Source organism: Ramlibacter ginsenosidimutans, assembly GCF_016654015.1.
Taxonomy (GTDB): Bacteria; Pseudomonadota; Gammaproteobacteria; order Burkholderiales; family Burkholderiaceae_C; genus Ramlibacter; species Ramlibacter ginsenosidimutans.
Genome location: NZ_JAEPWM010000010.1, coordinates 54057 through 79076, shown reverse-complemented (window position 1 = coordinate 79076; position 25020 = coordinate 54057). Strand labels below are relative to the sequence as shown.

At 68.0% G+C, this 25020-nt stretch carries 24 protein-coding genes and 1 tRNA gene; 13 read left to right on the top strand and 12 right to left on the bottom strand.

Annotation, left to right across the window (positions count from 1 at the left end; genetic code table 11):
• Window positions 1-32: 32 nt before the first annotated feature.
• The 4 genes from JJB11_RS20395 (at window position 33) to JJB11_RS20380 (ending at window position 4133) form a co-directional block, all read left to right on the top strand.
• Window positions 33-671 (top strand): DNA-3-methyladenine glycosylase 2 family protein, encoded by a 639-nt coding sequence (locus JJB11_RS20395; RefSeq protein ID WP_201964980.1) that lies wholly within the window; start codon window positions 33-35, stop codon window positions 669-671.
• Window positions 672-709: 38 nt separating this feature from the next.
• On the top strand, window positions 710-1687 hold the full coding sequence (locus JJB11_RS20390) for an acetyl-CoA carboxylase carboxyltransferase subunit alpha (protein WP_201175836.1): 978 nt from the start codon (window positions 710-712) through the stop codon (window positions 1685-1687).
• Window positions 1650-2639 (top strand): tRNA lysidine(34) synthetase TilS, encoded by a 990-nt coding sequence (gene tilS, locus JJB11_RS20385; RefSeq protein WP_201175834.1) that lies wholly within the window; start codon window positions 1650-1652, stop codon window positions 2637-2639. Before JJB11_RS20390 ends, tilS begins: the two co-directional genes overlap by 38 nt.
• A gap of 225 nt (window positions 2640-2864) precedes the next feature.
• Window positions 2865-4133 (top strand): aspartate kinase, encoded by a 1269-nt coding sequence (locus tag JJB11_RS20380; RefSeq protein WP_201175827.1) that lies wholly within the window; start codon window positions 2865-2867, stop codon window positions 4131-4133.
• A gap of 31 nt (window positions 4134-4164) precedes the next feature.
• On the opposite strand, the gene JJB11_RS20375 is transcribed toward JJB11_RS20380, so the two are convergent.
• Genes JJB11_RS20375 through JJB11_RS20350 form a run of 6 tightly spaced genes read right to left on the bottom strand, consistent with a single transcriptional unit; the run spans window position 4165 to window position 10221 of the window.
• Complete coding sequence (locus tag JJB11_RS20375; RefSeq protein WP_201175825.1) at window positions 4165-4599, bottom strand: type IV pilin protein; 435 nt, start codon at window positions 4597-4599, stop codon at window positions 4165-4167.
• A gap of 25 nt (window positions 4600-4624) precedes the next feature.
• The gene (locus JJB11_RS20370; protein WP_201175823.1) at window positions 4625-7666 is read right to left on the bottom strand and encodes a pilus assembly protein; all 3042 of its coding nucleotides are present in this window, start codon (window positions 7664-7666) and stop codon (window positions 4625-4627) included.
• Between the two features lie 14 nt (window positions 7667-7680).
• Complete coding sequence (locus JJB11_RS20365) at window positions 7681-8196, bottom strand: pilus assembly PilX family protein (protein WP_201175821.1); 516 nt, start codon at window positions 8194-8196, stop codon at window positions 7681-7683.
• Window positions 8193-9134, bottom strand: a complete 942-nt coding sequence (locus JJB11_RS20360) for a PilW family protein (RefSeq protein ID WP_201175819.1) — start codon at window positions 9132-9134, stop codon at window positions 8193-8195. The genes JJB11_RS20365 and JJB11_RS20360 overlap by 4 nt, the downstream gene beginning before the upstream one ends.
• Complete coding sequence (pilV, locus tag JJB11_RS20355) at window positions 9131-9661, bottom strand: type IV pilus modification protein PilV (protein ID WP_201175817.1); 531 nt, start codon at window positions 9659-9661, stop codon at window positions 9131-9133. Before pilV ends, JJB11_RS20360 begins: the two co-directional genes overlap by 4 nt.
• Entirely contained in the window at window positions 9658-10221 is a 564-nt protein-coding gene (locus tag JJB11_RS20350) for a GspH/FimT family pseudopilin (protein WP_201175809.1), read from the bottom strand. Before JJB11_RS20350 ends, pilV begins: the two co-directional genes overlap by 4 nt.
• A 314-nt stretch (window positions 10222-10535) precedes the next feature.
• Between JJB11_RS20350 and JJB11_RS20345 the strand changes: the two genes are divergently transcribed.
• A tRNA-Ser gene (locus JJB11_RS20345) sits at window positions 10536-10629 on the top strand.
• A gap of 80 nt (window positions 10630-10709) precedes the next feature.
• Window positions 10710-10889, top strand: a complete 180-nt coding sequence (locus tag JJB11_RS20340) for a hypothetical protein (RefSeq protein WP_201175800.1) — start codon at window positions 10710-10712, stop codon at window positions 10887-10889.
• A 68-nt stretch (window positions 10890-10957) separates the two neighbouring features.
• Here JJB11_RS20340 and JJB11_RS20335 read toward each other — a convergent pair whose 3' ends face one another.
• The 6 genes from JJB11_RS20335 to JJB11_RS20310 all read right to left on the bottom strand — a co-directional run bounded on the left by JJB11_RS20335 (window position 10958) and on the right by JJB11_RS20310 (window position 17134).
• Window positions 10958-11134: a hypothetical protein gene (locus JJB11_RS20335; RefSeq protein WP_201175798.1), complete on the bottom strand. Its 177-nt coding sequence runs from the start codon at window positions 11132-11134 to the stop codon at window positions 10958-10960.
• Between the two features lie 119 nt (window positions 11135-11253).
• Window positions 11254-13476: a TRAP transporter permease gene (locus JJB11_RS20330; protein ID WP_201175796.1), complete on the bottom strand. Its 2223-nt coding sequence runs from the start codon at window positions 13474-13476 to the stop codon at window positions 11254-11256.
• Between the two features lie 57 nt (window positions 13477-13533).
• Window positions 13534-14487 carry a TAXI family TRAP transporter solute-binding subunit gene (locus JJB11_RS20325; RefSeq protein ID WP_201175795.1) on the bottom strand — a complete coding sequence of 318 codons (954 nt, stop codon included), beginning with the start codon at window positions 14485-14487 and terminating at the stop codon, window positions 13534-13536.
• Between the two features lie 119 nt (window positions 14488-14606).
• A complete protein-coding gene (locus tag JJB11_RS20320) occupies window positions 14607-15041 on the bottom strand; it encodes an RNA-binding S4 domain-containing protein (protein ID WP_201175793.1) in 435 nt (144 codons plus the stop codon).
• Window positions 15042-16454 carry a sensor histidine kinase gene (locus JJB11_RS20315; protein WP_201175791.1) on the bottom strand — a complete coding sequence of 471 codons (1413 nt, stop codon included), beginning with the start codon at window positions 16452-16454 and terminating at the stop codon, window positions 15042-15044.
• Complete coding sequence (locus JJB11_RS20310; protein WP_201175789.1) at window positions 16451-17134, bottom strand: response regulator transcription factor; 684 nt, start codon at window positions 17132-17134, stop codon at window positions 16451-16453. The genes JJB11_RS20315 and JJB11_RS20310 overlap by 4 nt, the downstream gene beginning before the upstream one ends.
• A gap of 96 nt (window positions 17135-17230) precedes the next feature.
• Here JJB11_RS20310 and JJB11_RS20305 point away from each other — a divergent pair, with 96 nt between their 5' ends.
• From JJB11_RS20305 to JJB11_RS20275, 7 genes are all read left to right on the top strand, one after another.
• Window positions 17231-18190 carry a Bug family tripartite tricarboxylate transporter substrate binding protein gene (locus JJB11_RS20305; protein ID WP_201175786.1) on the top strand — a complete coding sequence of 320 codons (960 nt, stop codon included), beginning with the start codon at window positions 17231-17233 and terminating at the stop codon, window positions 18188-18190.
• Window positions 18191-18268: 78 nt separating this feature from the next.
• Window positions 18269-19723: a sigma-54 interaction domain-containing protein gene (locus tag JJB11_RS20300; RefSeq protein WP_201175784.1), complete on the top strand. Its 1455-nt coding sequence runs from the start codon at window positions 18269-18271 to the stop codon at window positions 19721-19723.
• Between the two features lie 160 nt (window positions 19724-19883).
• Complete coding sequence (locus JJB11_RS20295; protein WP_201175776.1) at window positions 19884-21080, top strand: substrate-binding domain-containing protein; 1197 nt, start codon at window positions 19884-19886, stop codon at window positions 21078-21080.
• A gap of 189 nt (window positions 21081-21269) precedes the next feature.
• Window positions 21270-22040 (top strand): ABC transporter ATP-binding protein, encoded by a 771-nt coding sequence (locus tag JJB11_RS20290; protein ID WP_201175774.1) that lies wholly within the window; start codon window positions 21270-21272, stop codon window positions 22038-22040.
• A 109-nt stretch (window positions 22041-22149) separates the two neighbouring features.
• Window positions 22150-22875 carry an ABC transporter ATP-binding protein gene (locus JJB11_RS20285; RefSeq protein WP_201175772.1) on the top strand — a complete coding sequence of 242 codons (726 nt, stop codon included), beginning with the start codon at window positions 22150-22152 and terminating at the stop codon, window positions 22873-22875.
• Between the two features lie 40 nt (window positions 22876-22915).
• Window positions 22916-23896, top strand: a complete 981-nt coding sequence (locus tag JJB11_RS20280) for a branched-chain amino acid ABC transporter permease (RefSeq protein ID WP_201175770.1) — start codon at window positions 22916-22918, stop codon at window positions 23894-23896.
• 10 nt (window positions 23897-23906) lie between these two features.
• Entirely contained in the window at window positions 23907-25013 is a 1107-nt protein-coding gene (locus tag JJB11_RS20275) for a branched-chain amino acid ABC transporter permease (protein ID WP_201175768.1), read from the top strand.
• Window positions 25014-25020: the final 7 nt, after the last annotated feature.

The following is a 25020-nucleotide window of genomic DNA, read 5'->3' as shown; positions in this document are numbered from 1 at the left end:
GCGCAGCGGACAAGCCTGGGGGAGGTTCGTTCGTGAGCGACCTGGTGGAAGAGGTCACCCCGGAGTACTGGGACGAGGCCCGCAAGTACCTCACGCGGCGCGACCGTGTGATGAAGCGCCTGATCCCGCAGTTCGGCAACGCCTCGCTACAGTCGCGCGGCGATGCGTTCACCACGCTCGCGCGCAGCATCGTCGGCCAGCAGATCTCGGTGAAGGCCGCGCAGAGCGTGTGGGAGCGCTTCGCGGCGCTGCCCAAGCGCATGACGCCGGCGAACGTGCTGAAGCTGAAGGTCGACGACATGCGCCAGGCGGGGCTGTCGGCGCGCAAGATCGAATACCTGGTGGACCTCGCGCTGCACTTCGATTCCGGCGCCATCCGCGTGGACTCCTGGCGCGCCATGGAGGACGAGGACATCATCGGCGAGCTCGTGGGCATCCGCGGCATCGGCCGCTGGACCGCGGAGATGTTCCTCATCTTCCACCTGATGCGCCCGAACGTGCTGCCCCTGGACGACGTCGGCCTGATCACCGGGATCAGCAAGAACTATTTCTCGGGCGATCCCGTCTCGCGCAGCGACGCCCGGGAAGTGGCCGCCGCCTGGCAACCGTTCTGCTCGGTGGCGACTTGGTATATTTGGAGATCGCTCGACCCGCTGCCCGTCACCTACTGACGGGCCACGAAAGCGGGCGGCAAACAAAGGAGTGAGGCTTGGCGAAACGAACTTTCCTGGACTTCGAGCAGCCCATCGCGGAGCTGGAGACCAAGATCGAGGAACTGCGCTACGTGCAGACCGAGTCGGCTGTCGACATCTCGGAGGAGATCGAGCAGCTGGGAAAGAAGAGCCAGCAGCTCACCAAGGACATCTACAGCCAGCTCACGCCGTGGCAGATCACCAAGATCGCACGGCACCCGGAGCGGCCGTACACCATGGACTACATCAACGAAATCTTCACGGATTTCGTCGAAATGCACGGCGACCGCCACTTCGCCGATGACCTGTCCATCGTCGGCGGGATGGCGCGCTTCAACGGCAACGCCTGCATGGTGCTGGGCCACCAGAAGGGCCGCGACACCAAGGAGCGCGGCCTGCGCAACTTCGGCATGAGCCGGCCCGAGGGCTACCGCAAGGCCTTGCGACTGATGAAGACCGCGGAGAAGTTCAAGCTGCCGGTGTTCACCTTCGTCGACACGCCCGGCGCCTATCCCGGCATCGACGCCGAGGAACGCGGCCAGTCCGAGGCGATCGGCCGCAACATCTACGAGATGGCGCAGCTCGAGGTGCCCATCATCACCACGATCATCGGCGAGGGCGGTTCGGGCGGTGCCCTCGCCATCTCGGTGGGCGACCAGGTGCTGATGCTGCAGTACTCGATCTACTCGGTGATCTCGCCCGAGGGCTGCGCCTCCATCCTCTGGAAGACCTCCGAGAAGGCACAGGACGCCGCGGACGCCATGGGCATCACGGCGCACCGCCTGAAGGCCCTGGGCCTGGTCGACAAGATCGTGAACGAGCCCGTGGGCGGCGCGCACCGGGACCACAAGCAGATGGCGGCCTTCCTGAAGCGCGCCCTCAACGACGCGTGGCGCCAGGTCGGCGACCTCAAGACGCGCGAGTTGCTGGAGCGGCGCTACGAGCGGCTGCAAGGCTATGGCCGCTTCTCCGACACCAAGGCCGAGACTGCCTGACGCGTCCGGCAATCCGGCGGCCGCTGCGCTGGCCGGCTTGCAGTTGCCCCTGCCGCTCGCCGTCGCGTACAGCGGCGGCGCCGACTCCACCGTGCTGCTGCTGGCGGCCGCGCAACGCTGGCCCGGGCAGGTGCAGGCGATCCACGTCCACCACGGATTGCAGGATGCGGCCGATGCGTTCGAGCAGCACTGCGAGCAGGTGTGCGCGCAGTTCCACGTGCCCTTGCAGGTGCGCCGCGTGGCCGCGCGCAACGCGCCCGGCGAAAGCCCGGAGGACGCCGCGCGCAACGCACGCTACCAGGCGCTCGCGCGCGCGGGGCGCGACGCCGGCCTGCAGGCGGTCCTGCTCGGACAACATGCCGACGATCAGGTCGAGACCTTGCTGCTGGCCTTGAGCCGCGGCGCCGGCCTGCCGGGACTCGCCGCGATGCCGCCCGTGTTCCAGCGCGAAGGCATGGTGTTCGTGCGGCCCCTGCTGGCGCTCGGAGCGCAGGCCATCCGCGACTGGGTCGCGGAGCAGGGCATCCCGGTGGTGGAAGACCCGAGCAACGCCGACACCTCGTTCACGCGCAACCGCATCCGGCACCTGCTCGTGCCGGCGTTGCAGGAAGCCTTTCCGTCCTACCGCGAGACCTTCGCGCGTTCCGCGCGCCATGCCGCGCAGGCGCAGGAGCTGCTCGAGTCGGTCGCGGTGGAAGACCTTGCGCGCATGGGCGGCGCCCCGGCGATCACCGCCTTGCAGCAGTTGCCGCGCGCGCGGCAGGCGAACGTCTTGCGGCACTGGCTGCGCAGTGCGCACGCGGCGAGCGCCAGCGCCGCGCAGCTCGAGGAACTGCTCGACCAGGTGGCCGACTGCAGGACGCGCGGACACAAGATCCGCATCAAGGTGGGCGAGGGCTTCGTGGAGCGGCAGGGCGAGCGGCTGCAGTACTTGCCCGAGGCTTCGCTCTAGGGGAGTCACTCCCTCCGCCTCTGGGGGAGGGCTGGGGTGGGGGCGGTCCCGCACCGCCAACCCCGTGACAGTGCAAGGCGCGGGCAGCCATACCGGCCTTCCCGCAGAGGGGGAAGGAGAAAAAGCGAGCCCGGTATAATTCGGGGCTCTGTGCGCAGGTCCGCCTCTGGCGCGGACCTTTTCGCCTCCGGCCGTCACCAGCGGCCTCTTTCACTCCCCGTCCCGATGGCATTGATCGTTCACAAGTACGGCGGCACGTCGATGGGCTCGACCGAGCGCATCCGCAACGTCGCCAAGCGCGTCGCCAAGTGGCACCGCGCCGGCCACCAGATGGTCGTGGTGCCCAGCGCCATGAGCGGCGAAACCAACCGCCTGCTGGGCCTCGCCAAGGAGCTGCAGCCCGCCAAGGCCGACGACGCCGTGCTGCGCGAGCTGGACATGCTGGCCTCCACCGGCGAGCAGGTCTCCGTGGGCTTGCTCGCGCTCGCGCTGCAGGCCGAAGGCGTCCCCGCAGTGAGCTACGCGGGCTGGCAGGTTCCGGTGCACACCAACAGCGCGTACACCAAGGCGCGCATCGACTCGATCGAGGACCAGCGCGTGCGCAAGGACCTCGCGGCCGGCAAGGTGGTGGTGATCACGGGCTTCCAGGGCGTGGACGAGACCGGCAACATCACGACGCTGGGCCGCGGCGGCAGCGACACCTCCGCCGTGGCCGTCGCTGCGGCGATGAAAGCGGCCGAGTGCCTGATCTACACCGACGTGGACGGCGTCTACACGACCGATCCGCGCGTGGTGCCCGAGGCCCGGCGCCTCAGCACGGTGAGCTTCGAGGAAATGCTGGAAATGGCCTCGATGGGCTCCAAGGTCCTGCAGATCCGTTCGGTCGAATTCGCGGGCAAGTACCAGGTGCCGCTGCGCGTGCTCTCCAGCTTCACGCCGTGGGACATTCCCATCGCGGAGGAAGCGGCCTCCGGCACGCTGATCACTTTTGAGGAAGACGAGAAAATGGAACAAGCCGTTGTCTCCGGCATTGCGTTCAACCGCGACGAGGCCAAGATCTCGATCCTGGGCGTGCCCGACCGCCCCGGCATCGCGTACCAGATCCTCGGCGCCGTGGCCGATGCGAACATCGAAGTGGACGTGATCATCCAGAACGTCTCGCACGAGGGCAAGACCGACTTCAGCTTCACCGTGCACCGCAACGACTACGCGCGGACGGTCGACGTGCTGAAGACCAAGGTCGCGGCCTCGCTGGGCACCGACCGCATCGAGGGCGACACGAAGATCTGCAAGGTGTCCATCGTGGGCATCGGCATGCGCAGCCACGTCGGCATCGCCTCGAAGATGTTCCGCGCGCTCTCGGAAGAGGGCATCAACATCCAGATGATCTCCACCAGCGAGATCAAGACCTCCGTCGTGATCGACGAGAAGTACATGGAGCTGGCGGTGCGCGCGCTGCACCGCGCTTTCGACCTGGACCAGCCGGCGGCCTGAAGCCAGGCCGAAGCGGCGCCTGCGCGCCGCGCTACCAGGACTGGCTGCCCCAGAGGCGCACGCCGGTGGACGACAGCGAGATCGTGCCGTCGCTGGCCTGGCGCTTGCCCGCGACCGGCGTGGCGGTCAGCGTGTAGGTCTGGCCCGGAGTCGTCGGGGTGATGCTGAGCGTGTACATCCCGTCCTGCGTCTTGCCCGAGGTGACGCCGAGGCCGCCGTCCGACCTGCCGTTGTAGGCCGTCGTCACGCTGGCCGTGTACGTGCTCGAGTTGAGGTAGATCTTCTCCTGCAGCGCGGCGAGCTCCGACAACTGGGCCTGCGCGTCCTGCCGGCTCGCCCGCACGACGTGCCGCGTGTACGAGGGCATCGCGATGGCCGCGACGATGGCCAGGATGGCCAGCGTGACCATCGCCTCGATGAGGGTGAAGCCGCGGGCTGCGGATCGGCGGCGGTGCGTGGGATTCATGCTTTGCTGCTCCATCGTGCCGGCATCAGTTGCGGCGGCGCTCGGTCCAGGAAATCCGGCCGGTGATCGCCTGGGTACGTTTTTCGTCGGCGCCCTTGTTGACGGTGCCCTCGGTGTCGGCTTCCGTGTCGGTGGTGGTGGTGCCGTCCGGGTTGACCGTGTAGATGGTGAGCGTGCCGTCGGCGTTCTTGGTGCGCGTGATCGTCTGCGTCGTGTGGTCCGCGAACGTGGTCACAACGGTGGTGACGTTGCCGTTGACGGTGGTGGTCACCGAAACCACGCTGCTGGTCGCCTTGAAGCTGCCGACTTTCGGGTCGGTCGAACCGGCCGCAGCCGCGGGCATGGACTTCGGCTTGGTGTTGGAATTGTCCGGTGCCGGGGTCTTGGTCCAGCCGGCAGCACCGAAGCAGATGTTGCTGGGGTTGTGCCAGAAGGTCGTGTACTCGGCCAGCACGCGGGTCGCGTAGTTGGCTGCGGTGACGCGCCAGCCGTACTCGGGGCGGCCCGGCACCGCCATCTCGATTTCGCTGGCGGCGGTGCTGGCGGAGATCAGCTGGATGACCAGGGCGCCGTTGTGTCGCACGCCGCTGGTCGTGCTGTTCGTACCCGGGCCGTCGACCCCGTTGGCCGGGGGGATCACCGAGTTGTACATGCTGGCCGCGGTGCCGCTGCCGCTGATCGTGTTCACGCACTTGGTTTCGGTCGGGATCAGGCCGGCGCGGACGTCGCCCACCGCATAGCCCGTGCCGCCGGCGGCATCCCACCAGTTCTTGTTGGTGAAAGCATCCACCGGCAGGTTGAACGCGAGCGTGAAGCCCGGGGAGGACCGCGTGTACACCGGCGCGTTGGCAATCACGTTGGCCGCGCTGGTTTCCTTCGCCTGGCCGTTGTACAGCTTGACGTTGGTGTAGGGCTGGCCGCCGATGGAAAGCGTCGCGGCGGGATTCAGGTACTGGTTCTGCACCAGCACCTTGAACTGCGTCGACGTGTTGGTGATCGCCTTCGACAGGTTGAACGCCGAATCGCTGGCGTTCAGCATGTTGACGCCGGTCACGTCGTAGATGTCGTCGTACTGGTGGACGTGGTGCTTGCTCGAAGCGGCGCCGCCGCCGTAGTAGATGTCGAAGTCGAAGTGGCCGCCGGCGACGCCGGGGTCTCCCGGCAGCGCAGGGAGCGTCACGTCCGGGTTCTCATTCAGCAGCGTCGTGTTGAGCGTGGCCAGCTGCACCAGCAGCGGCTGCGAGCCGACGCCGTCGTCGATGAACTTGCCCACAGGCACGCCGGTGGCGGTAGTGTTGATGTCCCCCACGTGCGCCCCGGTGGGCAGGGTGTCGCCGGACACGTAGCTGACGCGGTCGGCGTTGGTCAGCTGCAGGTCGCCGCTCAGGTCGAAGAAGGGGCTGTTGGCGGTGCTTCCGCTCAGGAAGTCGAGCTCCATCAGCCAGAGCGCGCCGTCCGGCGTCGGGGACGCGTTGAGGACCGTCGGATTGGTGGTGGCGAAGTAGAACCGGTTGTTCTCGATGAACAGCGTGTCTCCGGTGACGCGTTCGCCCGCAAGCGGCAGGGGCACTTGCCAACCCCGGTTGCCGCCGCTGGACCAGTTGGGCGCATTGGCGGTGACGACACGCACGCGATTGGACGTCGAGCCGTTCACGTAGCTGCGCTCCGTCAGCGTCTGTTGCAGCAGCGTGGTGTTGGCTGCCGGCGCGCCGTCCCAGATGCCGTAGGCGTAGAACACGCTGGTGTCGGTCTGGTCGGCCGTCGTGAGCAGGCGACCCGTGGCGAAATTCACCATGTAGCCCCCGTTCGGGTGCATGCCGACCGCCGGCACCGAGGTGATGGCCTGGGCCGGCGAGGTCGTGTACAGGAGCGACGCAGTCCAGTTGTTGGCGCTGGTGTTGCTGAGATCGAATTTCCAGAGTTTCCCGTCGATGTCGCCCGCGTAGCAAGTGTCGACGCGCTGGTCGTTGTTGGTGTCGATGCAAACGGGCGTCGACAGTCCGCCGCCGACGGCACCGGACGTCTTGACCTCCTTGATCACCGAGCCGTCCTTCAAGTCCAGGACGAACAGCGACGAAACCCCTGCGCTGTTGTAGCCGTTGCCGAGGATGACGGCGGAGGCACCCGTGTTGACGGTCGCCAGCACGGGCGTGCTGTACGTGTAGCCCAGGTTGGAGTACGAAGCGCTGGTCGCGCTGTTGACCTCCCACAGCACGTTCGCCGCCGCCGCCGTCTCGGTGGCAGGGTGCGGGTTGGTGACGTCGATGCCGAACACGCCCCGACCGCCGGCACCCAGGGTGCCGACCAGCACGTTCTTCTGCGATCCGGAGATGGTGACGGTGCCGACGTTCAGTCCGCCGTCGACGAAGTACGTGTGGACGTAGGGGTCCACGGTGAGGCTGGGCAGCTTGGACAGCAGCGTGCTCGGAACGAAGGCCCACAGTTCGCCGCCGCCGGCGGCCGTGCGGGCATCGATCGCATGCAGCATGCCGTCGTTGGCCCCGACGAACAGCACGTCCCCATTGGGATCCTGCAGGTAGTAGGGCCGGGTGTGCAGGATGTCCCCCAGCACCGAGCTGCGGTCCCGGAAGGTGCCGCCGTTGGCCTTCTCCAGGCTCTGGTCGCCCCGCACGAAATTGAGTACCTGGGGGCCCGTGGTGCTGGTGCCGAGCAGCCCCTGCTGGGCGCCTGACAGGCTGTTCCAGCGGAACGTCTTCCCCGAGGCGTTGGCCTTCCCGTCGTCGGTGACGATGATGCGGCCGGTGTTGAAGTCCTGCGCGTCGATGTGCGATGCAGCCCCGTCGTTCCACCAGTCGGCCTGCAAGGCGACCACGCCGCTGGCATCCACCGGATAGGCATGCACGTTGCCGGTCCAGGTGTTGCGGTCGTAGTCGGTCTTGAAGACCACCTCGGTGCCGCTCGTGAGGACGTAGTTCGTGACCTCCAGCTGGCCGACGTAGCCGATCGGCTGCGAGTCCGGTGTGAACGACGTCGCCGCCCGGAGGAGCGTCGCGCAGGCGAGCGCCGCGAGGGCGGCACCGATACGCAAGGACCATTGCCTGTTCATGCCGTTCTCCCTTGTCAGCAGCTGAGGACGGTGTAGACCGTCTGCACCAGGACGCTCGCGCCCCGTCCGCTCTGTCCGCGTCCGACGACGCGGTACGTGTTCACCAGGTTGCAGCCGCTCGACCTGCGCCCGCCCAAGGCCACGCCACTGGACGGCAGCGTGCGGTTGGCTGCCAGCAGCTCGATCAGGTACCTCTGGTTGGCGTCGCTGCCAGCAACCGAATTGGTGGATCCCCAGGTCATGGTCACCGGATCGATGCCGTGCGCCGCCATGTAGCCCTGCGGGTAGAGCCCGGTGCCGCTCGCGTAGGTCGTGAAACCGGCGTTGCGGAAGTTCGTGCCCTGGGACAGCCAGTTCTCCGCCAGTTCGGCGGCGGCCTCCGCCTCGCTGAAGGCGGCGCCTCGGAACTGCACGTTCCCGGCGAGGGTCTGGCTTGTCCGGGACAGCTTGTACGCCGACAGGCCCAGGACCATCACCAGCGCCATCAGGATCAGCGTCACGACGAGCGAGAAGCCGCGCTGCTGCTTCATTTGTTCCTCACTTGCACGAGCGTGCTGAAGACTTCGCGCCGGTAGCTGTCGTTGACGGTGATCGTCCGGTCGCCGAGGACGTAGCTGGAGTTGTTGACGTAGCCGGCCTCGGGCGTGCTGGCGCGCACGAGGATCCAGACGCGGACCGCCGACACATCGTTCCACTCGCTGGGAGTGACGGCGGCGTTGATCTGGTTGGCGTTGTAGAAGCGCGTCTTCAGGTCGGTCGTGGTCCGTCCGTACTGCACCTGCAGCGCTTCGACGTTGCTGGCCACGAGGGCGGAGGTCATGGTGGGTCCGGAGCCGAGGGAGAGCCGCCACAGGCCGGGCACCTTGGGGGACTCGGTCGTCGATACCGAATAGGGACTGATGTAGAAGACCGAGGTCTGGAGTGCGTGATCCTCGCGCGGCGTCGCCGTGAACAGGGGCGGCGGCGTGGAGCCCTGGAACACCTCGGCACGGTCGTAGGAGGAGCGGAGGTACAGGGTGTTGCCATCCAGCGCGGTGGCTGGCTCGCCGGCTGCCAACCGCGTCACCAGGATGTCGCCGCCAGCGTAATTGGCAGCGGGCACGCAGGTGGCCTGGAACGGGTTGCTGTCGTTGCTGCCCCAGACCGGCTGCGCGATGTTGATGGCGAACCCGGCCGAGCAGTCGTTCGTCACGACGGGGGCGGTGGTGGTCATCGCGCTGGTCGGCGCCCAGCTCAATGCGCGGTAGCCAGCGTGCATCAGGCTGCGCCTGAGGACTTCCAGGGCATAGCGGCCGTTGCTGGCGATCTCCGCGGCGCCAGAGTTGGTCCTCTCGCTGCTGGAGCCCGAGGCAAGCGTGCGGCTCAGGATCACCAGAACCATCAGCGAGATCAGGCAGGCGACCATCAGCTCCACCAGCGTGAAGCCGCGGCTGGCGCGCCTGCCGCCCCTGACCAGCCCGGCGCTCATTGGGCGAGCTCCTTGATCGTGGTCAGGGAGAGCGTCTCGGTGGTGCCGGATGTCGCGTAGGTGATGCGGTCGGCCTGGGTGACGCGCTCCTGCCACGTCAGGATGATCGTGTAGCGCGAGGTGTCGGTCGCGTCCTGGTCCAGTTCCCACGTGGCGCCCGGCAGCACGGCAGCCGCCCGGGCTTCCCACACCGCGAGGTCGAAGCTCGCGAGTTCGGTCGCGGTGCAGGGAAAGCTGTTGCAGTCCACCTGCATCGTGGCGGGTGTGGAGCCGGCGGCCTGCACATACGCACCCGAGCGGGCGGCGTCCCGGTTGTTCTCCATGCGCTCGCCGAGTTCGGCGGAGAGCAGCACGGCCTGCATCCGGTTGTCCGCTCCCTTCGCGAGCCGGACGCTGCCAGCCAGCAGGCGGGCCTGTCCGAGCAGTGCCATCGCCACGAGCAGCAGGGCGACCATCACCTCCAGCATCGAGAAGCCGGCTTGCCTGCGGGCAGCCCGCAGGCGATGGCGCGGTTGCGGGCGTTTCACAGCCTGCTTCCCTTCACGACCCCGGAGGGCGCCACGGTGGTTGTCAGCGTCGGTGCGCCCGACCAGGTCCCCATGGCCTGGATGGTCGCCGTGGCCGCCCCGACCGACTGTTCGCCGCTCGGTGTGAAGCGCACGCCAGCCGCCGGCCCGGTCACCTGCGTGGAGCGATCGACGCTGCCATAGAACTGCACGGGGTTGATCAACTGCGCGGTGGACGCATCGCAGGAGCCGTCCGCATTGGCGTCGTAGCAGATCAGCCAGCCGTTCACGCCCCAGTTGGTGCTGGTGGTGCAGTTCGTGCCAGCGGCATTGCTGGCGCACACGATGACGTCGACGTTGGCCTTGATCGCCTCGGACCGCGCCCACTGGAGACTGGCGCCCAGGGACGAGGAAACGGAATTGAGACGGAAGCGCTGCCCCAGGCTCACGAAGCTCGGGATCGCAACCGACGCCAGGACCCCCGCGACCGCCAGGGTGACCATGGCTTCGATCAGCGTGAAGCCGCGCACCGGCGGGCGCGGGTGCGGCCTGGGGTCTGTGGCATGGGTCCTTAACATCATGTAACAAATGATGTCTTTGGTTCCCACGCGCGTCGAGCCCAGATGAGACGAGCGGCTGACCGACTCCGATTGCCGGGACGGTCCGAGGCATTTGCATGCGACCGTGGTGGACCAAGCGTCGCTGCCACGCATCGGAGTCGCTGCGGGCCGGGGCTCGGGCGCCGCATCGACGCGAGTTCGGCCGTCGATGCAGGCGGTGAGAACGAGGCGCGAGGTTCGCAACTGCGAGGCCCGACGCCGGACGCGTCACGGTCGCTCGCATCGGGTGGAGCGCAGCCGGGCCGAAGGGGAGTTGGGTTATGATCCCCGGCTCCGGAGCGGTGACCGAGTGGCCGAAGGTGCTCCCCTGCTAAGGGAGTATGCGGGCAAAAACCTGCATCCAGGGTTCGAATCCCTGCCGCTCCGCCAACATCGAGGCCCGCTGCGAAGCGGGCCTTTTCATTGGAGGCCTCGTCACCTCCGTGGACTCACGAGCCGCTCCTCCCGCCATGCCGGACAACCTCGCCGCAGTCCTGATCGTCGTGGTGTTCGCCGCACTCGCGTTCGGCCTTTCGCGCCTGTTGGCGCGCCGACGGGACGGCAAGCGCCGCAGCCGCGACGAGGCCGTGCAACGCGCGACGGAAAGCCGGCAGGTCCGGCGCGCGCGCGAGCGCCGCGGCCGCGATTAGCTGCCAGTTTCATCGAGCCAAAAAGAAAAGCCGCCCGAAGGCGGCTTTTCACTCCCTGACACGTCCTTTTATCTCTGCGCAGAGGGCTTGTCGCCCGTCTTGCTGCGATCGTTGCGGCGGCGTTCGCCCGCGGCCCCGGGCCTGCGCGATCCGCCGGCCCGCAACTCCAGGCCATAGGAATTCGCCGTGACCGCCAGGATGGCGGGCACCCGGTCAAGCATCGCCGTCGTCTTCGTCTCGTTCATCTTTTCTTCTTCCCTGTACTGCTCTGGTGCGACTGTGTCGCTTGTCTGTGTGACTGCAACGGAAAGAAGTATGGGGCGCAGCTCGTGCCTGCCGTGCAGGTGTGCTGCGTCAGCGGAGGTCAGCGGTATCTGACATCCAGCTCGGCCGCGACCACGCGCGCGGGTTGCCTGTGCATCGCTACCTGGCGCACCAGCACCGGCATGATGATCAGCGCACCGGCGATCGTGACCCACAGGCCCGGCGCGATCAGCAGGACGGCCGCCGCCAGGCACAGGAGCTGTTCCCAGCGTTTCAGTTCGACCAGCAGGAAGCGGCTCAGTGCGGCCGCGAGCACCACGATGCCGAGCACGCAGCCCACGAAGGTGATGGCGAAGCTCGACCAGGTGAAGCCCTTGGCCACGATGAGCAACGAGGGCGAGAACACGAACACGAAGGGCACCAGTGCCTTGGCCAGACCGAGGCGGAACGCCATGTTGCCGGTCTTGAAGGGATCGCTGCCGGCCATTCCCGCGGCTGCGTAGGCGGCGAGGGCAACGGGTGGCGTGATGTCCGCGAGCACGCCGTAGTAGAAGACGAAGAAGTGCGCGACCAGGGGCTGCACGCCCATCTGCACGAGCGTGGGCGCCGCCACCGTCACCATGATGATGTAGTTGGCGGTCGTCGGGATCCCGCAGCCCATGAGGATGCACACCACCCCGGTCATCGCGAGCGCCGAGAACAGCGTGAGCGACTGCAGGTTCACCAGGAACGACGGGAGCACGGAGGCGACGCCGGTGGCGATGGTCTGCGCCCAGGCCGTGATGATGTAGCTGATCTTGAAGCCGACGCCCGTGAGCGTGACGACACCGATGACGATGCCGACCGTGGCAGCAGCGGCGCCCACTGCAAGAGCGTACTTGGCGCCGGTCTCGAACGCCTCGACCAGCACGCCGTGCCCGATCCGGCCCGTGATGCCGGCGAGCTTCCAGCCTGCGAGCGCCACGACGACGCCCGTCGCGAACAGCGCCAGCTTCACCTGGTCCGTCGCGCCGCCGAAGTCGCCGAAGGCGATCAGCGCCAGGAGCGCGTGCAACACGGCGAACAGCGCCCAGTTCGCGGGCCGGTTGCCGCTGGTGCGGGTGGTCAAGCCGACGATCGCGCAGGAACTGATGCCGGTGAAGGCGGACAGGTAGGGCGTGCGCCCGGACACCAGGATGCCGATCAGCAGGAACAGCGGGATGAGCGTGGGCCACCGCTCCTTGAGCGATGCGCGCAGCTTCGGCATCTCCTCCTCGGTGAGCCCGCGCAGGCCGAAGCGCTTCGCCTCGAAGTGCACCTGCATGAACACCCCGAAGAAGTGCATGAACGCGGGCACCACGGCCGCGGCGATGATGGTCTGGTAAGGGACGTTCAGGAATTCGACCATCAGGAACGCCGCGGCCCCCAGCACGGGCGGCGTGATCTGCCCGCCGGTGGAGGATGCGGCTTCGACGGCGGCGGCGAACTCGCGGCGGTAGCCGACGCGGATCATCGCGGGAATGGTCAGCGATCCGACCGTGACCGCATTGGCGACCGACGATCCGGACAGCATGCCGAACATCGCCGAGCCGAACACGCTCACCTTGGCCGGGCCGCCGGCATAGCGGCCCGCGATGCTCGACGCGATGTCCAGGAACAGCTGCCCCAGGCCGATGCGCGTCGCCATGACGCCGAACAGCACGAAGTGGAAGACGTAGGTCGCCACCACGCCTACCGCCACGCCGTAGATGCCCTGGCTGGTGAGGTACTGGTGGTTGATCATCTGGCCCCAGCTCGCGCCCGCATGTTTCAGCAGGCCCGGGAACCAGGGACCGAAGAGCGCGTAAATGGTGAAGCCGATCGCGATCAGGGGCAAGGGCCAGCCCATGGCGCGGCGTGTCGCCTCGAGCAGCGTGATGAACAGGATGGAGCCCATCACGACGTCGGTCGTGCTCGGATTGCCGACCCGGAACGCGAGGTCGTCGAAGACGTAGGGGATGTACAGCACGCTCACGGCGCAGCCGATGGCCAGAAGCCAGTCCGCCAGCGGCACGCCGCCCGGCCGGTGCCACGTGGACACCATGTGCGCGTCATACGCACGCTTGCTGTGCGGAAACACGAGGAAGATCAGTCCCAGCACGAAGGCCAGGTGCACGCCGCGGTGCGTGGTCTCGCGCAGCAGGCCGAAGCCTGCGGTGTAGTAGTGGAACAGCGAAAGCGCGATCAGCAGCCCGATGACGATCCAGGTGGCCGGCGCCACCGTCTGCCGGAAGCGCATCTCGGGGTCGAACTTCTGCTCCAGCTCCTGCAGCTTGCGCTCGTCGAGCGTGGTCTCGATGGTCATGGACTCTCCAAACAAAAACAGGGAGGCCGCGCCTCCCTGCCTGCGTGCGCGGGCGGCTTACTTCAGCAGGCCCGCTTCCTTGTAGAACTTCTCCGCACCCGGGTGGAACGGGATGCCGGCGCCTTGCACCGCATTCTGCTTGGTGATGAACTTGCCCTTCGCATGCCCGGCCTGCAGCGCCTTCTGCGCCGGCTCGCTGTACATCGCCTTGGTGATCTCGTAGACCGTCTCGGTGGGGATCTTGGCGCTGGTCACCAGCTGCGCGCTCACCGCCAGCGTGTCGACCGCGGCCACGTCCTTGTACGTGCCCGCGTCGATGTGGTGGACGGAGAACCAGGGGCTGGACTTCAACAGCGCCTGCGCCTGCGGGCCGCCCAGCGGGACCAGTTCGATGCCGGTGCCGCTGGAGGCGAGCTCGGCGATCGCGCCGGCCGGCGCGCCACCGACGAAGAAGAACGCATCCAGCGAGCCGTCCTTCAGCTTGTCGCCGGCCTGGTTCGGCTTGATGTACTCCGGCTTGATGTCGGACTCCTTCAGGCCCCAGGCGGCCAGCACCATGCGCGCGTCGACCAGCGTGCCGGAGCCGGGCTCGTCGAGCGCGACGCGCTTGCCGCGCAGGTCCGCCACGCTCTTGATGCCGGAGCCCTTCTTCACCACCAGGTGGATGTCTTCCGGATAGAGCGTCGCGATCAGGCGCAGGTCCGTGACCTTGGGCTTGCCTTCGAAGGCGCCCGTGCCGGTGTAGGCCCAGGTGGCCACGTCGGACTGCGAGAAGCCGGCTTCCATCGACCCGCTGGACACCGCGTTGACGTTCGCCAGCGAGCCGTTGCTGGCCTGCGCGGTCGCGATGATCTTGCCCGGCTGCGACACCGCATTGGCGATCATGCCGCCGACGGGGTAATAGGTGCCGGCGGTGCCGCCGGTGCCGATGCGGAAGAACTGCTGCGCGTGGGCCGCGCCGGCCAAAGCGAGGACGGCGCTCAGGGCCACGGCCCATTTCTTGACGTTCATGTGTCTCTCCTCGTGACGATCAGGACAAGGCAAGAAGTAGACCACCCTTGCCGAACCGGCCTGCCTAGTGGATTCACCGAGAAGAGCATGCGGCCCCGCGACCGCTGCGTGGGGCGCGCTCAGCGCTTGTGCGGACCTTCGTCGTCGATCGAAGCGCTCCAGCGGTCGCCCCAGCCCTGGCGCTGCGCGTCGTCCAGTTCGCGGCGTCCGCGCTTGGTGGGCCTGCCGTGTTCGATGGACAGCGACGGCTCCGGCGCGATGCGTCGCTGCTCCGCGGCGCGTTCGCGCGCCTGCAGGCTTTCGGGCGTCTCTTCGTACAGGCGCTGCGCCACGGGGGCCGGGCCCCGGACGTCCGACAAGCCCTTGACCACGACGGTGCGCGTCTGCCCTTCGCGCCGCAGCGAGACCGTGTCGCCGAGCTTCACCTCGCGCGCAGGTTTCACCTCCTGGCCGTTGATGGCGACGCGGCCCTTGTCGATCTCCTCCGTTGCCAGGCTGCGGGTCTTGTAGAACCGCGCGGCCCACAGCCATTTGTCGATACGCAATCTTTCCATTCAGGATCCATTGTGGGCCAGCGGAAGCCGCGCGGTGGCGTCGAGCCCCGCGACGCGCCGGTCCTTTTCACGGTTTTCGAGCTGGATGCTGCCGCCCAGGGCGTGGACGATCTCCTGGCAGATCGCCAGGCCCAGCCCGGAGCCGCTGCGCACGTCGCCGGCGGAGAAGGGCTGGAACAGCCGCGCCTCAAGCTCTGCCGAAATGCCCGGGCCGCTGTCGCTCACCACCAGGGCGGCGCTGCGCGCATCGGCCAGCACGCGCACCGACAGCGCGCCGCCTGCGGGCGTGTGCCCGATGGCGTTGTGCAGCAGGTTGCGCGCGAGTTCGCGCAGCATCCATTCGTGCGCGGCCACCGGCGCCGGCTGGGTCTCGATGTCGAAGTCGATGTCCTTGTCGGCGACCAGGGGGGCGAGCTCGAGCGCCATCGCCCGCACGGCCTGGCCCAGGTCGTTCACCTGCGTGTCCGCCTGCTGGCGCAGCTGTTCGACCTTGGCCAGGGAGAGCATCTGGTTGGCGAGCACGGTGGCGCGATCGACGGTCTCGCTGATCTCGGCCAGCGCTTGCCGCGGCTCCACGTCACCGCGCAGCGCCGACTGCACTTGCGTCTTCAGCACCGCCAGCGGCGTGCGCAGCTGGTGCGAGGTGTCGCGCACGAAGCGCTTCTGGTTTTCCAGCAGGTGCGCCAGCCGGCGCATCACTTCGTTGGTTGCGTCCAGCAGCGGGACCAGTTCCCTGGGTGCCTCGCGCGCCACCAGCGGCGTGAGATCGCCTTCCGGGCGCGCCTGCAGTTCGCGGCTCAGCCGGCGCACCGGACGGGTCGCGGCCTGCACCACCAGCACGACCACCAGGCCGATGAGCGCCACGAGCGCTGCCTGCTGCCACAGGAAATCGAAGAGGATGCGGCGCGTCAGCTTGCGGCGCAGCTCCAGCGTTTCCGCCACCTGCACCACCGCCATGCCGCGGCCGGTGGCGCTGGCCACCGGCTGCAGCAGCACCGCCACGCGCACCTGCATGTCGCGATAGCGCGTGTCGTAGAAATCGACCAGCGCCGCATAGGGCGGCTGGGCCGGGATGCTGCCGTGCCACACGGGCAGGTCGTCGAAGCCGGAGACGAGCCGGCCGCGCAGGTCGGAGACCCGGTAGTACATGCGCGTCTGCAGGTCCGCTTCGAAGGCCTCGAGCGCCGAATAGGGCACGGCCGAACGCAGCACTGCGTTCTCGTCGTAGCCTCGCACGTCCAGCTCCTCGCCGATGGACTTGGCCGATGCGAGCAGCGTGCGGTCGTACGCCGTGTTCACGGCGTCCAGCGTCTTGCGGTACAGCGTCCAGGCGTTGACCGCGACGACCAGTCCGATCGGCAGCAGGATGCCCGCGAGCAGGACCGCCCGCAGCGAACGCGGTCGCAGGTTCATGCGCCGGCCTTGAGCAGGTAGCCGAGCCCGCGCAGGGTCACCAGCTTCACCCCGGTGGCAGCGAGCTTCTTGCGCAGCCGGTACACGACCACCTCGATCGCCTCGTACTGCACGTCCGCCTCGCCGGGAAACACGAGTTCGAACAGCCGCTCCTTCGGCACCGCATGGCCCGGCCGCGCGAGCAGGGCCTGCAGCAAGGCGGCTTCGCGCGGAGCGAGTTCCAGGATCTGGTCGCGCCAGTGGATGGCGCCGCTCGCGCGATCCCAGTGCAGGCCGCCGACGCCCGGCTCGCCGCCCGCGCGCGCGACCGGCGCGCGCCGGTGCAGGGCGCGCAGGCGCGCCTCCAGTTCGTCGAGATCGAAGGGTTTCGCCAGGTAGTCGTCCGCGCCCGTGTTGAGTCCGATGACGCGGTCACCCACGGTGCCCCTGGCGGTGAGGATCAGCACCGGCGTGCGCAGGCCGCTGCGCCGCGCTTCCTCGAGCACGAGCAGGCCGTCCATGCCGGGCAGCGTGAGGTCGAGCATGACCACGTCGGGCGGGTCGCTCTTCCAGCGCGCGAGCGCCTCGCGGCCGTCGCTGCACAATGCGACTTCCATGCCGCGGTTCTGCAGCGTGCGCTTCAGCGCCGTCTGCATAGACGGGTCGTCCTCCACCAGCAGCAGCTTCATGTCCGCGACCATAACCGGGCCGGGAGCCTAGCACTTTCCCGGAGGCGCCCGACAGCGCAATGACAGGCAGCGGCCGCAACATGGCCGCTGCACACCGGAGCCGGAAGAATGCGTCGAGACGGATTCCTCAAGGGCGTCGCCGCGCTCGCCGTGGCCGGCGCCTTGCCGTTGCCGGCGCGCGCGGCGCCGCGCCTCAGGATCACCATTCCCGCCAACTACGGCGGCGGCTGGGACGCGACCGGACGTGCGCTCGGGCAGGCGCTCGTCGAGGCCGGGCGGGCCGACAGCGTGAGCTACGACAACCGCGGCGGCGCCGCCGGCGCGCTGGGTCTGGCGCACTTCGTGAACAGCAGCCAGGGCGATGCGAACGCCCTGATGGTGATGGGCGCAGTGATGCTGGGCGGCATCCTCAGCGGCAAACCGCCGGTGAGCCTGTCGCAGGCGACGCCGATCGCCCGGCTCACGAGCGAATACAACGTCTACGTGCTGCCGGCGAACTCGCCGTTCCGGAGCCTGGCGGACGTGATCGCGCAGTTGCGCAAGGACCCCGGCAGCGTGAAGTGGGGCGGCGGCTCGCGCGGCTCGACCGAGCACGTCGCCGCGGCCATGATCGCCCGCGCGGTCGGCGTCGATCCGTCCCGGATCAACTACGTGGCGTTCCGCGGCGGCGGCGAGGCGGCCGCGGCGGTGCTGGGCGGCTACGTCACCGTTGGCGGCAGCGGCTACAGCGAGTTCGCCGAATTCATCCGCTCCGGCCGGATGAAGCCGATCGCGGTGACGTCGCCGCAGCGCCTGCCCGGAGTGGACGTCCCCACGCTGAAGGAGCAGGGCATAGGCGTCGAACTCGGCAACTGGCGTGGCGTGTACGGCGCGCCCGGCATCACGGCGGCACAGCGCAAGGCCGTCACCGACATGGTCCTCGCCGCGCTCGCGACGCGCACCTGGCGCGAGGCGCTGGCGCGCTACGACTGGACACCCGCGGTGCTGGCCGGGCCGGCCTTCGATGCCTTCGTCGTGGAGGAGTTCGAGGTGCTGCGTGCCACCATGCTCAAGGCGGGCATGGCCTGAAGCCGGCGCCGGGCCGTCCGGTGCACCCCACGGCTTCCCGCATGGGCAGCGCCTCCAGCGGGCGCTACCATCCCTCCCATGAGTTCAGACGCAACGCTGCCGCTGGACGGGCAGCGCATCCTGGAGCTCGCCGCACGCTCCATGTTCGACCTGTTTGCCAACGCCAGCGAAGGCATGCTGCTGGTGGACCGCGACGCCCGGGTCGTGTGGGTGAACGAGCAGTACAAGCGCTTCCTGCCCGCCCTCGGCTATGCGCGGGTGGAGGATTTCGTCGGCCATCCGGTCTCCGAAGTCGTGCAGAACACGCAGATGCACCGTGTGCTGGAGAGCGGCAAGCCGATCTTGCTCGACCTGCTGTCGAACAAGGCCGGCACCTTCGGCGTGAGCCGCATCCCGCTGCGCGACGAGCAGGGCCAGGTGATCGGTGCGCTGGGCATCGTGCTGTTCGACCATCCCGAGACCAACCTGCAGCCGCTGATCCACAAGTTCGCCAAGCTGCAGCGCGACCTGGACGATGCACGGCGCGAACTCGCCACGCAACGCCGCAGCAAGTACACCTTGGCGAGCTTCGTGGGCAGCAGCCCGGCGGCCGTGGAGGTGAAGCGGCAGGCGCGCAAGGCGGCGCAATCGTCGAGCCCGGTGCTCCTGCTGGGCGAGACCGGCACCGGCAAGGAACTGCTGGCGCACGCCATCCACGCCGCCTCGGCGCGATCGCGCGGCAGCTTCGTGAGCGTCAACATCGCTGCGATTCCCGACACGCTGCTGGAAGCGGAGTTCTTCGGAGTCGCGCCGGGCGCCTTCACCGGCGCAGACAAGCGCGGGCGCGACGGCAAGTTCAAGCTGGCCGACGGCGGCACGCTGTTCCTCGATGAGATCGGCGACATGCCGCTGGCGCTGCAGCCCAAGCTGCTGCGCGCGTTGCAGGAGCGCGAGATCGAACCGCTGGGCTCGAACAAGGTGGTGCCGTTCGATGCGCGCGTGATCGCCGCCACGTCGCGCGACCTGGCGGCGCTGGTGCGCGAAGGCAAGTTCCGCGAGGACCTCTACTACCGGCTCAACGTCCTGCCGATCAAGGTGCCGCCGCTGCGCGAGCGCGGTCCCGACATCGGCGCGCTCGCCGAGGTGCTGATCGAGGACATCGCGATGCGCAACGGCACGGCTCCGTTCGAGCTGGACCCCGCGGCGATCGCCTTGCTCTCCTCGCAACGATGGCGCGGCAACACGCGCGAACTGCGCAACGTGCTGGAGCAGGCCGCGATGCGCAGCGACTCGCAGCAGATCGACGAGCGCGTGCTGGTGGACGTGCTGCGCGATGCCGGGATCGAACGCCTGCCGCCCGCGCCACCGCCGCAGCGCGCGGCCGCGGCGCCCAACCCGAACGCCTTGCGGCCCCTCGCCGAGCAGGTGGCGGAGGTCGAACGCCAGGCGATCCAGGCGGCGCTGGCGGCCACGGGCGGCAACAAGCTGGCGGCGGCCAGGCTCCTGGGCATCTCGCGCGCGAAGCTGTACGAACGGCTGGAGCTGGTTGCCTGAAATCCGGACAAATGTCCGAAAAGCAGGCAAATTCCTGTCTGGTCTGCGTACACTGCGGTCGCGCCAGCGCGGCGAAGTCCTTTCGCGACAAGCACTTGCGCACTGGCACGGCCGCTGCATAAGAGGACCGGTTCGCCATCTGATCCAACAGGAGACATCCATGCAAAGAAGACACTGGGTCGCGGTCGCCGCGCTCGCCGCTTCCGCCCTGGCCACGCCGCTGGCCTGGTCGCAGTCCAAGGAAATCCGCGTCGCGCACATCTACAGCCGCACGGGCCCGCTGGAGGCCTACGGCAAGCAGACGCAGACCGGGCTGCAGATGGGCCTCGAGTACGCCACGGGCGGGACCATGATGGTCGCGGGCAAGAAGATCGTGCTGATCGAGAAGGACGACCAGGGCAAGCCGGACCTCGGCAAGTCACTGCTGGCCGCCGCGTACTCGGACGACAAGGCCGATATCGCGGTCGGCCCGACGTCCTCCGGCGTCGCGCTCGCGATGCTGCCGGTCGCCGAGGAGTACAAGAAGATCCTGCTGGTGGAGCCTGCCGTCGCCGACTCGATCACGGGCGACAAGTGGAACAAGTACATCTTCCGCACGGGCCGCAACAGCTCGCAGGACGCGATCTCCAACGCCGTGGCCGTGGACAAGGACAACGTGTCCGTCGGCATGCTGGCGCAGGACTACGCGTTCGGCCGCGACGGCGTGAAGGCGTTCAAGGACGCGCTGCACCACGCCAAGATCGTGCACGAGGAATACCTGCCAATGACCACGACGGACTTCACGGCGGGCATCCAGCGGCTGATCGCCGCGCTGAAGGACAAGCCGGGCCGCAAGATCATCGAGGTGGTCTGGGCCGGCGGCACGCCGCCCTTCAACGCGCTGGCCGACGCCGACCTGCAGAAGCGCTATGGCATCGAAGTGGCCACGGGCGGCAACATCCTGCCGGCCATGACCGCGTACAAGCGCTTCCCGGGAATGGAAGGCGCGACCTACTACTACTTCGGCATCCCGAAGAATCCGGCCAACGAGGCACTCGTCTCCATGCACTACAAGGAGTTCAAGACCCCGCCGGACTTCTTCACCGCAGGCGGCTTCTCCGCCGCCATGGCGCTGGTGACGGCGCTCAAGAAGACCAATGGCGACGCGAGCGCGGCGAAGCTGATCCCGGCGATGGAGGGCATGTCCTTCGACACGCCCAAGGGCAAGATGACCTTCCGCAAGGAAGACCACCAGGCCATGCAGAGCATGTACCACTTCAAGATCAAGGTGGACCCGGCCTTCGCGTGGGGCGTGCCGGAGCTCGTGCACGAGATCAAGCCGGAAGAGATGCAGGTCCCGATCCGCAACAAACGCTGAGTTGCGCGGCCAAAGGCCCGACATCCAACGCCCAACACCGGACGCAGAGGTCGCAAAGGATACGCAGAAGACGCAAAAGGGATCCTCCAGGATTTCTTCGGCTTCTTTTGCGTGTTTTCGCTCTTTTGCGACTTCTGCGTCCGGTAGTCCGCTCCCGCATTTCCCGGCTGTCCTCGTCCGAGCAGCGCCATGACCCAACTCGCCACCCACGACCTGACGGTCCGCTTCGGCGGCCACGTCGCCGTCAATGGCGTCACCTGCTCGTTCGAGCCGGGGACGCTGACCGCCATCGTCGGTCCCAACGGGGCCGGCAAGACGACCTACTTCAACCTGATCTCGGGGCAGCTGAAGGCGACGGCGGGACGCGTGACGCTGGGCGGCCGCGATCTCACCGGCACGTCCGCATCCGCGCGCACGCGCGCCGGGCTGGGCCGCGCCTTCCAGCTCACCAACCTCTTTCCGCGGCTCACGGTGCTGGAGAACGTGCGGCTTGCCGTGCAGGCCACCCGCGAGGGCACGCACCGGCACGGCATGAACCTGTGGAGCGTGTGGAGCGACCACGCCGACCTGGTCGAGCGCGCCGACGAACTGCTGCGCTCCATCGCGCTGAAGGACCGGGAGGACGAACTGGTGGCGAGCCTGCCGCACGGCGACCAGCGCAAGCTGGAGGTCGCGCTGCTGATGGCGCTGGAGCCGCAGGTCTACATGTTCGACGAGCCCACGGCGGGCATGAACCACGCGGAAGCCCCCGTCATCCTGGACCTAATCCGGCGCCTGAAGGCGGACAAGAGCAAGACCATCCTGCTGGTGGAGCACAAGATGGACGTGGTGCGCGAACTCGCGGACCGCATCATCGTGCTGCACAACGGGACGCTGGTGGCCGATGGCAAGCCGGCGGAAGTGATCGCGTCGCCGATCGTTCAAGAGGCTTACCTGGGCGTGACCAAGGAGGCGGCATGAGCAACTCGAATCACTCCCTCCCCCTCTGGGGGAGGGCAGGGGTGGGGGCGTTCCCCGCTGCAAGCGCCCCCATTCCGACCTTCCCCCGGAGGGGGAAGGAGGAACAGCCATGAGCGAGAACCTGCTCGAGCTGTCCGGCGTGCACACGCACATTGCCGCGTACCACATCCTGCATGGCGTGGACCTGGTCGTGCCGCGCGGGCAGCTCACCATGCTGCTCGGACGCAATGGCGCCGGCAAGACCACGACGCTGCGGACCATCATGGGCCTGTGGCGTGCATCGCAAGGGCGGGTGACGTTCGGTGGCCAGGACATCACGCAACTGGCGACGCCGCAGATCGCCGGCCTGGGCGTGGCCTACGTGCCGGAGAACATGGGCATCTTCGCCGACCTCACGGTCAAGGAGAACATGGTGCTCGCCGCCCGCGGCGCGAGGAACGTGGCGCAGATCGACAGCGCGCGGCTGCAGTGGATCTTCTCGCTCTTCCCCGCCGTGGAGAAGTTCTGGAACCACCCGGCCGGCAAGCTCTCGGGCGGCCAGAAGCAGATGCTCGCCGTGTCGCGTGCCATCGTGGAGCCGCGCGAACTGCTGATCATCGACGAGCCGAGCAAGGGGCTGGCGCCCGCCATCATCAACAACATGATCGATGCCTTCGCCCAGCTGAAGTCCCAGGGGGTCACCATCCTGCTGGTCGAACAGAACATCAACTTCGCCAAGCGCCTGGGCGATACGGTGGCCGTGATGGACAACGGGGTGGTCGTGCACGCCGGGTCCATGAAGGCCCTGGCGGACGACGAGGAACTGCAGCAGTCGCTGCTCGGGTTGGCGCTATGAGCGGCGCCGTTCGCGCAGCGATCACAAGCGAGGGGGTCGTATGAACCTCAAGGATCTGGACTGGAAGCCGCTGGCCCTCGTGCCGGTGCTGGCACTGCTCGTGCTGCCCTTCGTGGGCTCGCCCTCGACCTGGGTCACGCTCACGGTCGCGGGACTCGCGATGGGCATGATCATCTTCATCATCGCCTCGGGCCTGACGCTGGTGTTCGGGCTGATGGACGTCCTCAATTTCGGCCACGGCGTGTTCATCGCGCTGGGCGCCTTCGTCGCCACCAGCGTGCTCGGCGCGATGGGCGACTACACCGGGTCCGCCAGCCTGTGGCGCAACCTGCTGGCGGTGCTGCCCGCCATGGTGGTTGCGATGCTGGTCGCCGCCGCCGTCGGGCTCGCCTTCGAGCGCTTCATCGTGCGGCCGGTGTACGGCAACCACCTCAAGCAGATCCTGATCACCATGGGCGGGATGATCATCGGCGAGGAGCTGATCAAGGTGATCTGGGGCCCGCAGCAGATCCCGCTGCCGCTGCCCGAGGGCATGCGCGGCAGCCTCTATTTCGGCGATGCCGCGGTGGAGAAGTACCGGCTCATCGCCGTGGTGGTGGGCGCGATCGTGTTCGGCGTGCTGCTGTGGACGCTCGCGCGCACCAAGATCGGCTTGCTGATCCGCGCCGGCGTGCAGGACCGCGAGATGGTGGAGTCGCTCGGCTACCGCATCCGCGTGCTGTTCGTCGGCGTGTTCGTGGTGGGCAGCGCGCTCGCGGGCCTGGGCGGCGTGATGTGGGGGTTGTACCAGCAGAACGTCGTGCCGCAGATGGGGGCGCAGGTGAACGTGCTGATCTTCATGGTGCTGATCATCGGCGGCCTGGGCTCCACGACCGGCGCGCTGGTCGGTGCGCTGCTGGTCGGCCTGATGGCCAACTACACCGGCTTTCTCGTGCCGAAGGCGGCGCTGTTCTCGAACATCCTGCTGATGATGGCCATCCTGCTGTGGCGGCCGCAAGGCGTCTACGCGCTCGCGAAGTGAAGGTGGCGCCATGCTGAGCCGGCTCCTTTCCAACGACTATCCGCGCAGCCGCGTGCTCGCGGTCATCCTCGTCCTGCTGTTCGTGGCGCTCGCCCTGACGCCGTTCCTCATCCCGGGCGTGAAGGCGCTCAACGTCGCGGCCAAGATCCTCGTGTTCTTCGTGCTGGTGGCCAGCTTCGACCTGCTGCTGGGCTACACCGGCATCGTGAGCTTCGCGCACACGATGTTCTTCGGCATCGGCGCGTACGGCGTCGCCATCGCTTCGACGCGCATGGGCCCCGGCTGGTCTGCGCTGGCTCTCGGCACTGTCGCGGCGCTGGCACTGTCCTTCGTGCTGGCGCTCGCCATCGGGCTGTTCTCGCTGCGCGTGCGCGCCATCTTCTTCTCGATGATCACGCTGGCCTTCGCGGCGGCGTTCCAGACGCTCGCCTCGCAGCTGTCCGACATCACGGGCGGCGAGGACGGCCTCACCTTCAAGATGCCGGAGCTGCTGTCTCCCAGCTACCAGTTCTCGGAGACGCCGCTGTTCGGCGTCTCGCTGGACGGCCGGCTGCTCTGCTACTACCTGCTGTTCGTGCTGTGCATCGTGCTGTTCCTGGCGATGCTGCGCGTGGTGAACTCGCCGTTCGGGCGGGTGCTGCAGGCGATCCGCGAGAACGAGTTCCGCGCCGAGGCGATCGGCTACCGCGTCGTGGTGTACCGCACCGTGTCCAGCGTGCTCTCGGCGCTGTTCGCCACGCTCGCGGGCGCGATGCTCGCGATCTGGCTTCGCTACAACGGGCCGGACACCACCTTGTCCTTCGAAGTCATGCTCGACGTGCTGCTGATCGTCGTGATCGGCGGGATGGGCACCATCTACGGAGCGGCAATCGGCTCGGCCCTTTTCGTCGTCGCGCAAAGCTACCTGCAGGACCTGCTGCGGCTGGCGAGCGACGCCGTCGCGGGACTGCCCTGGCTGGCGGCCCTGCTGTCTCCCGACCGCTGGCTGTTGTGGCTGGGGGTGCTGTTCGTGCTGTCGGTGTACTACTTCCCGAGCGGCGTGGTGGGCCGGCTGCGCGAGCTGCAGCTGCCGCGCTCGGCGCGTCCGCGCGCCGCCAGGCCAGCGCAAACGACCTGAGGGGACG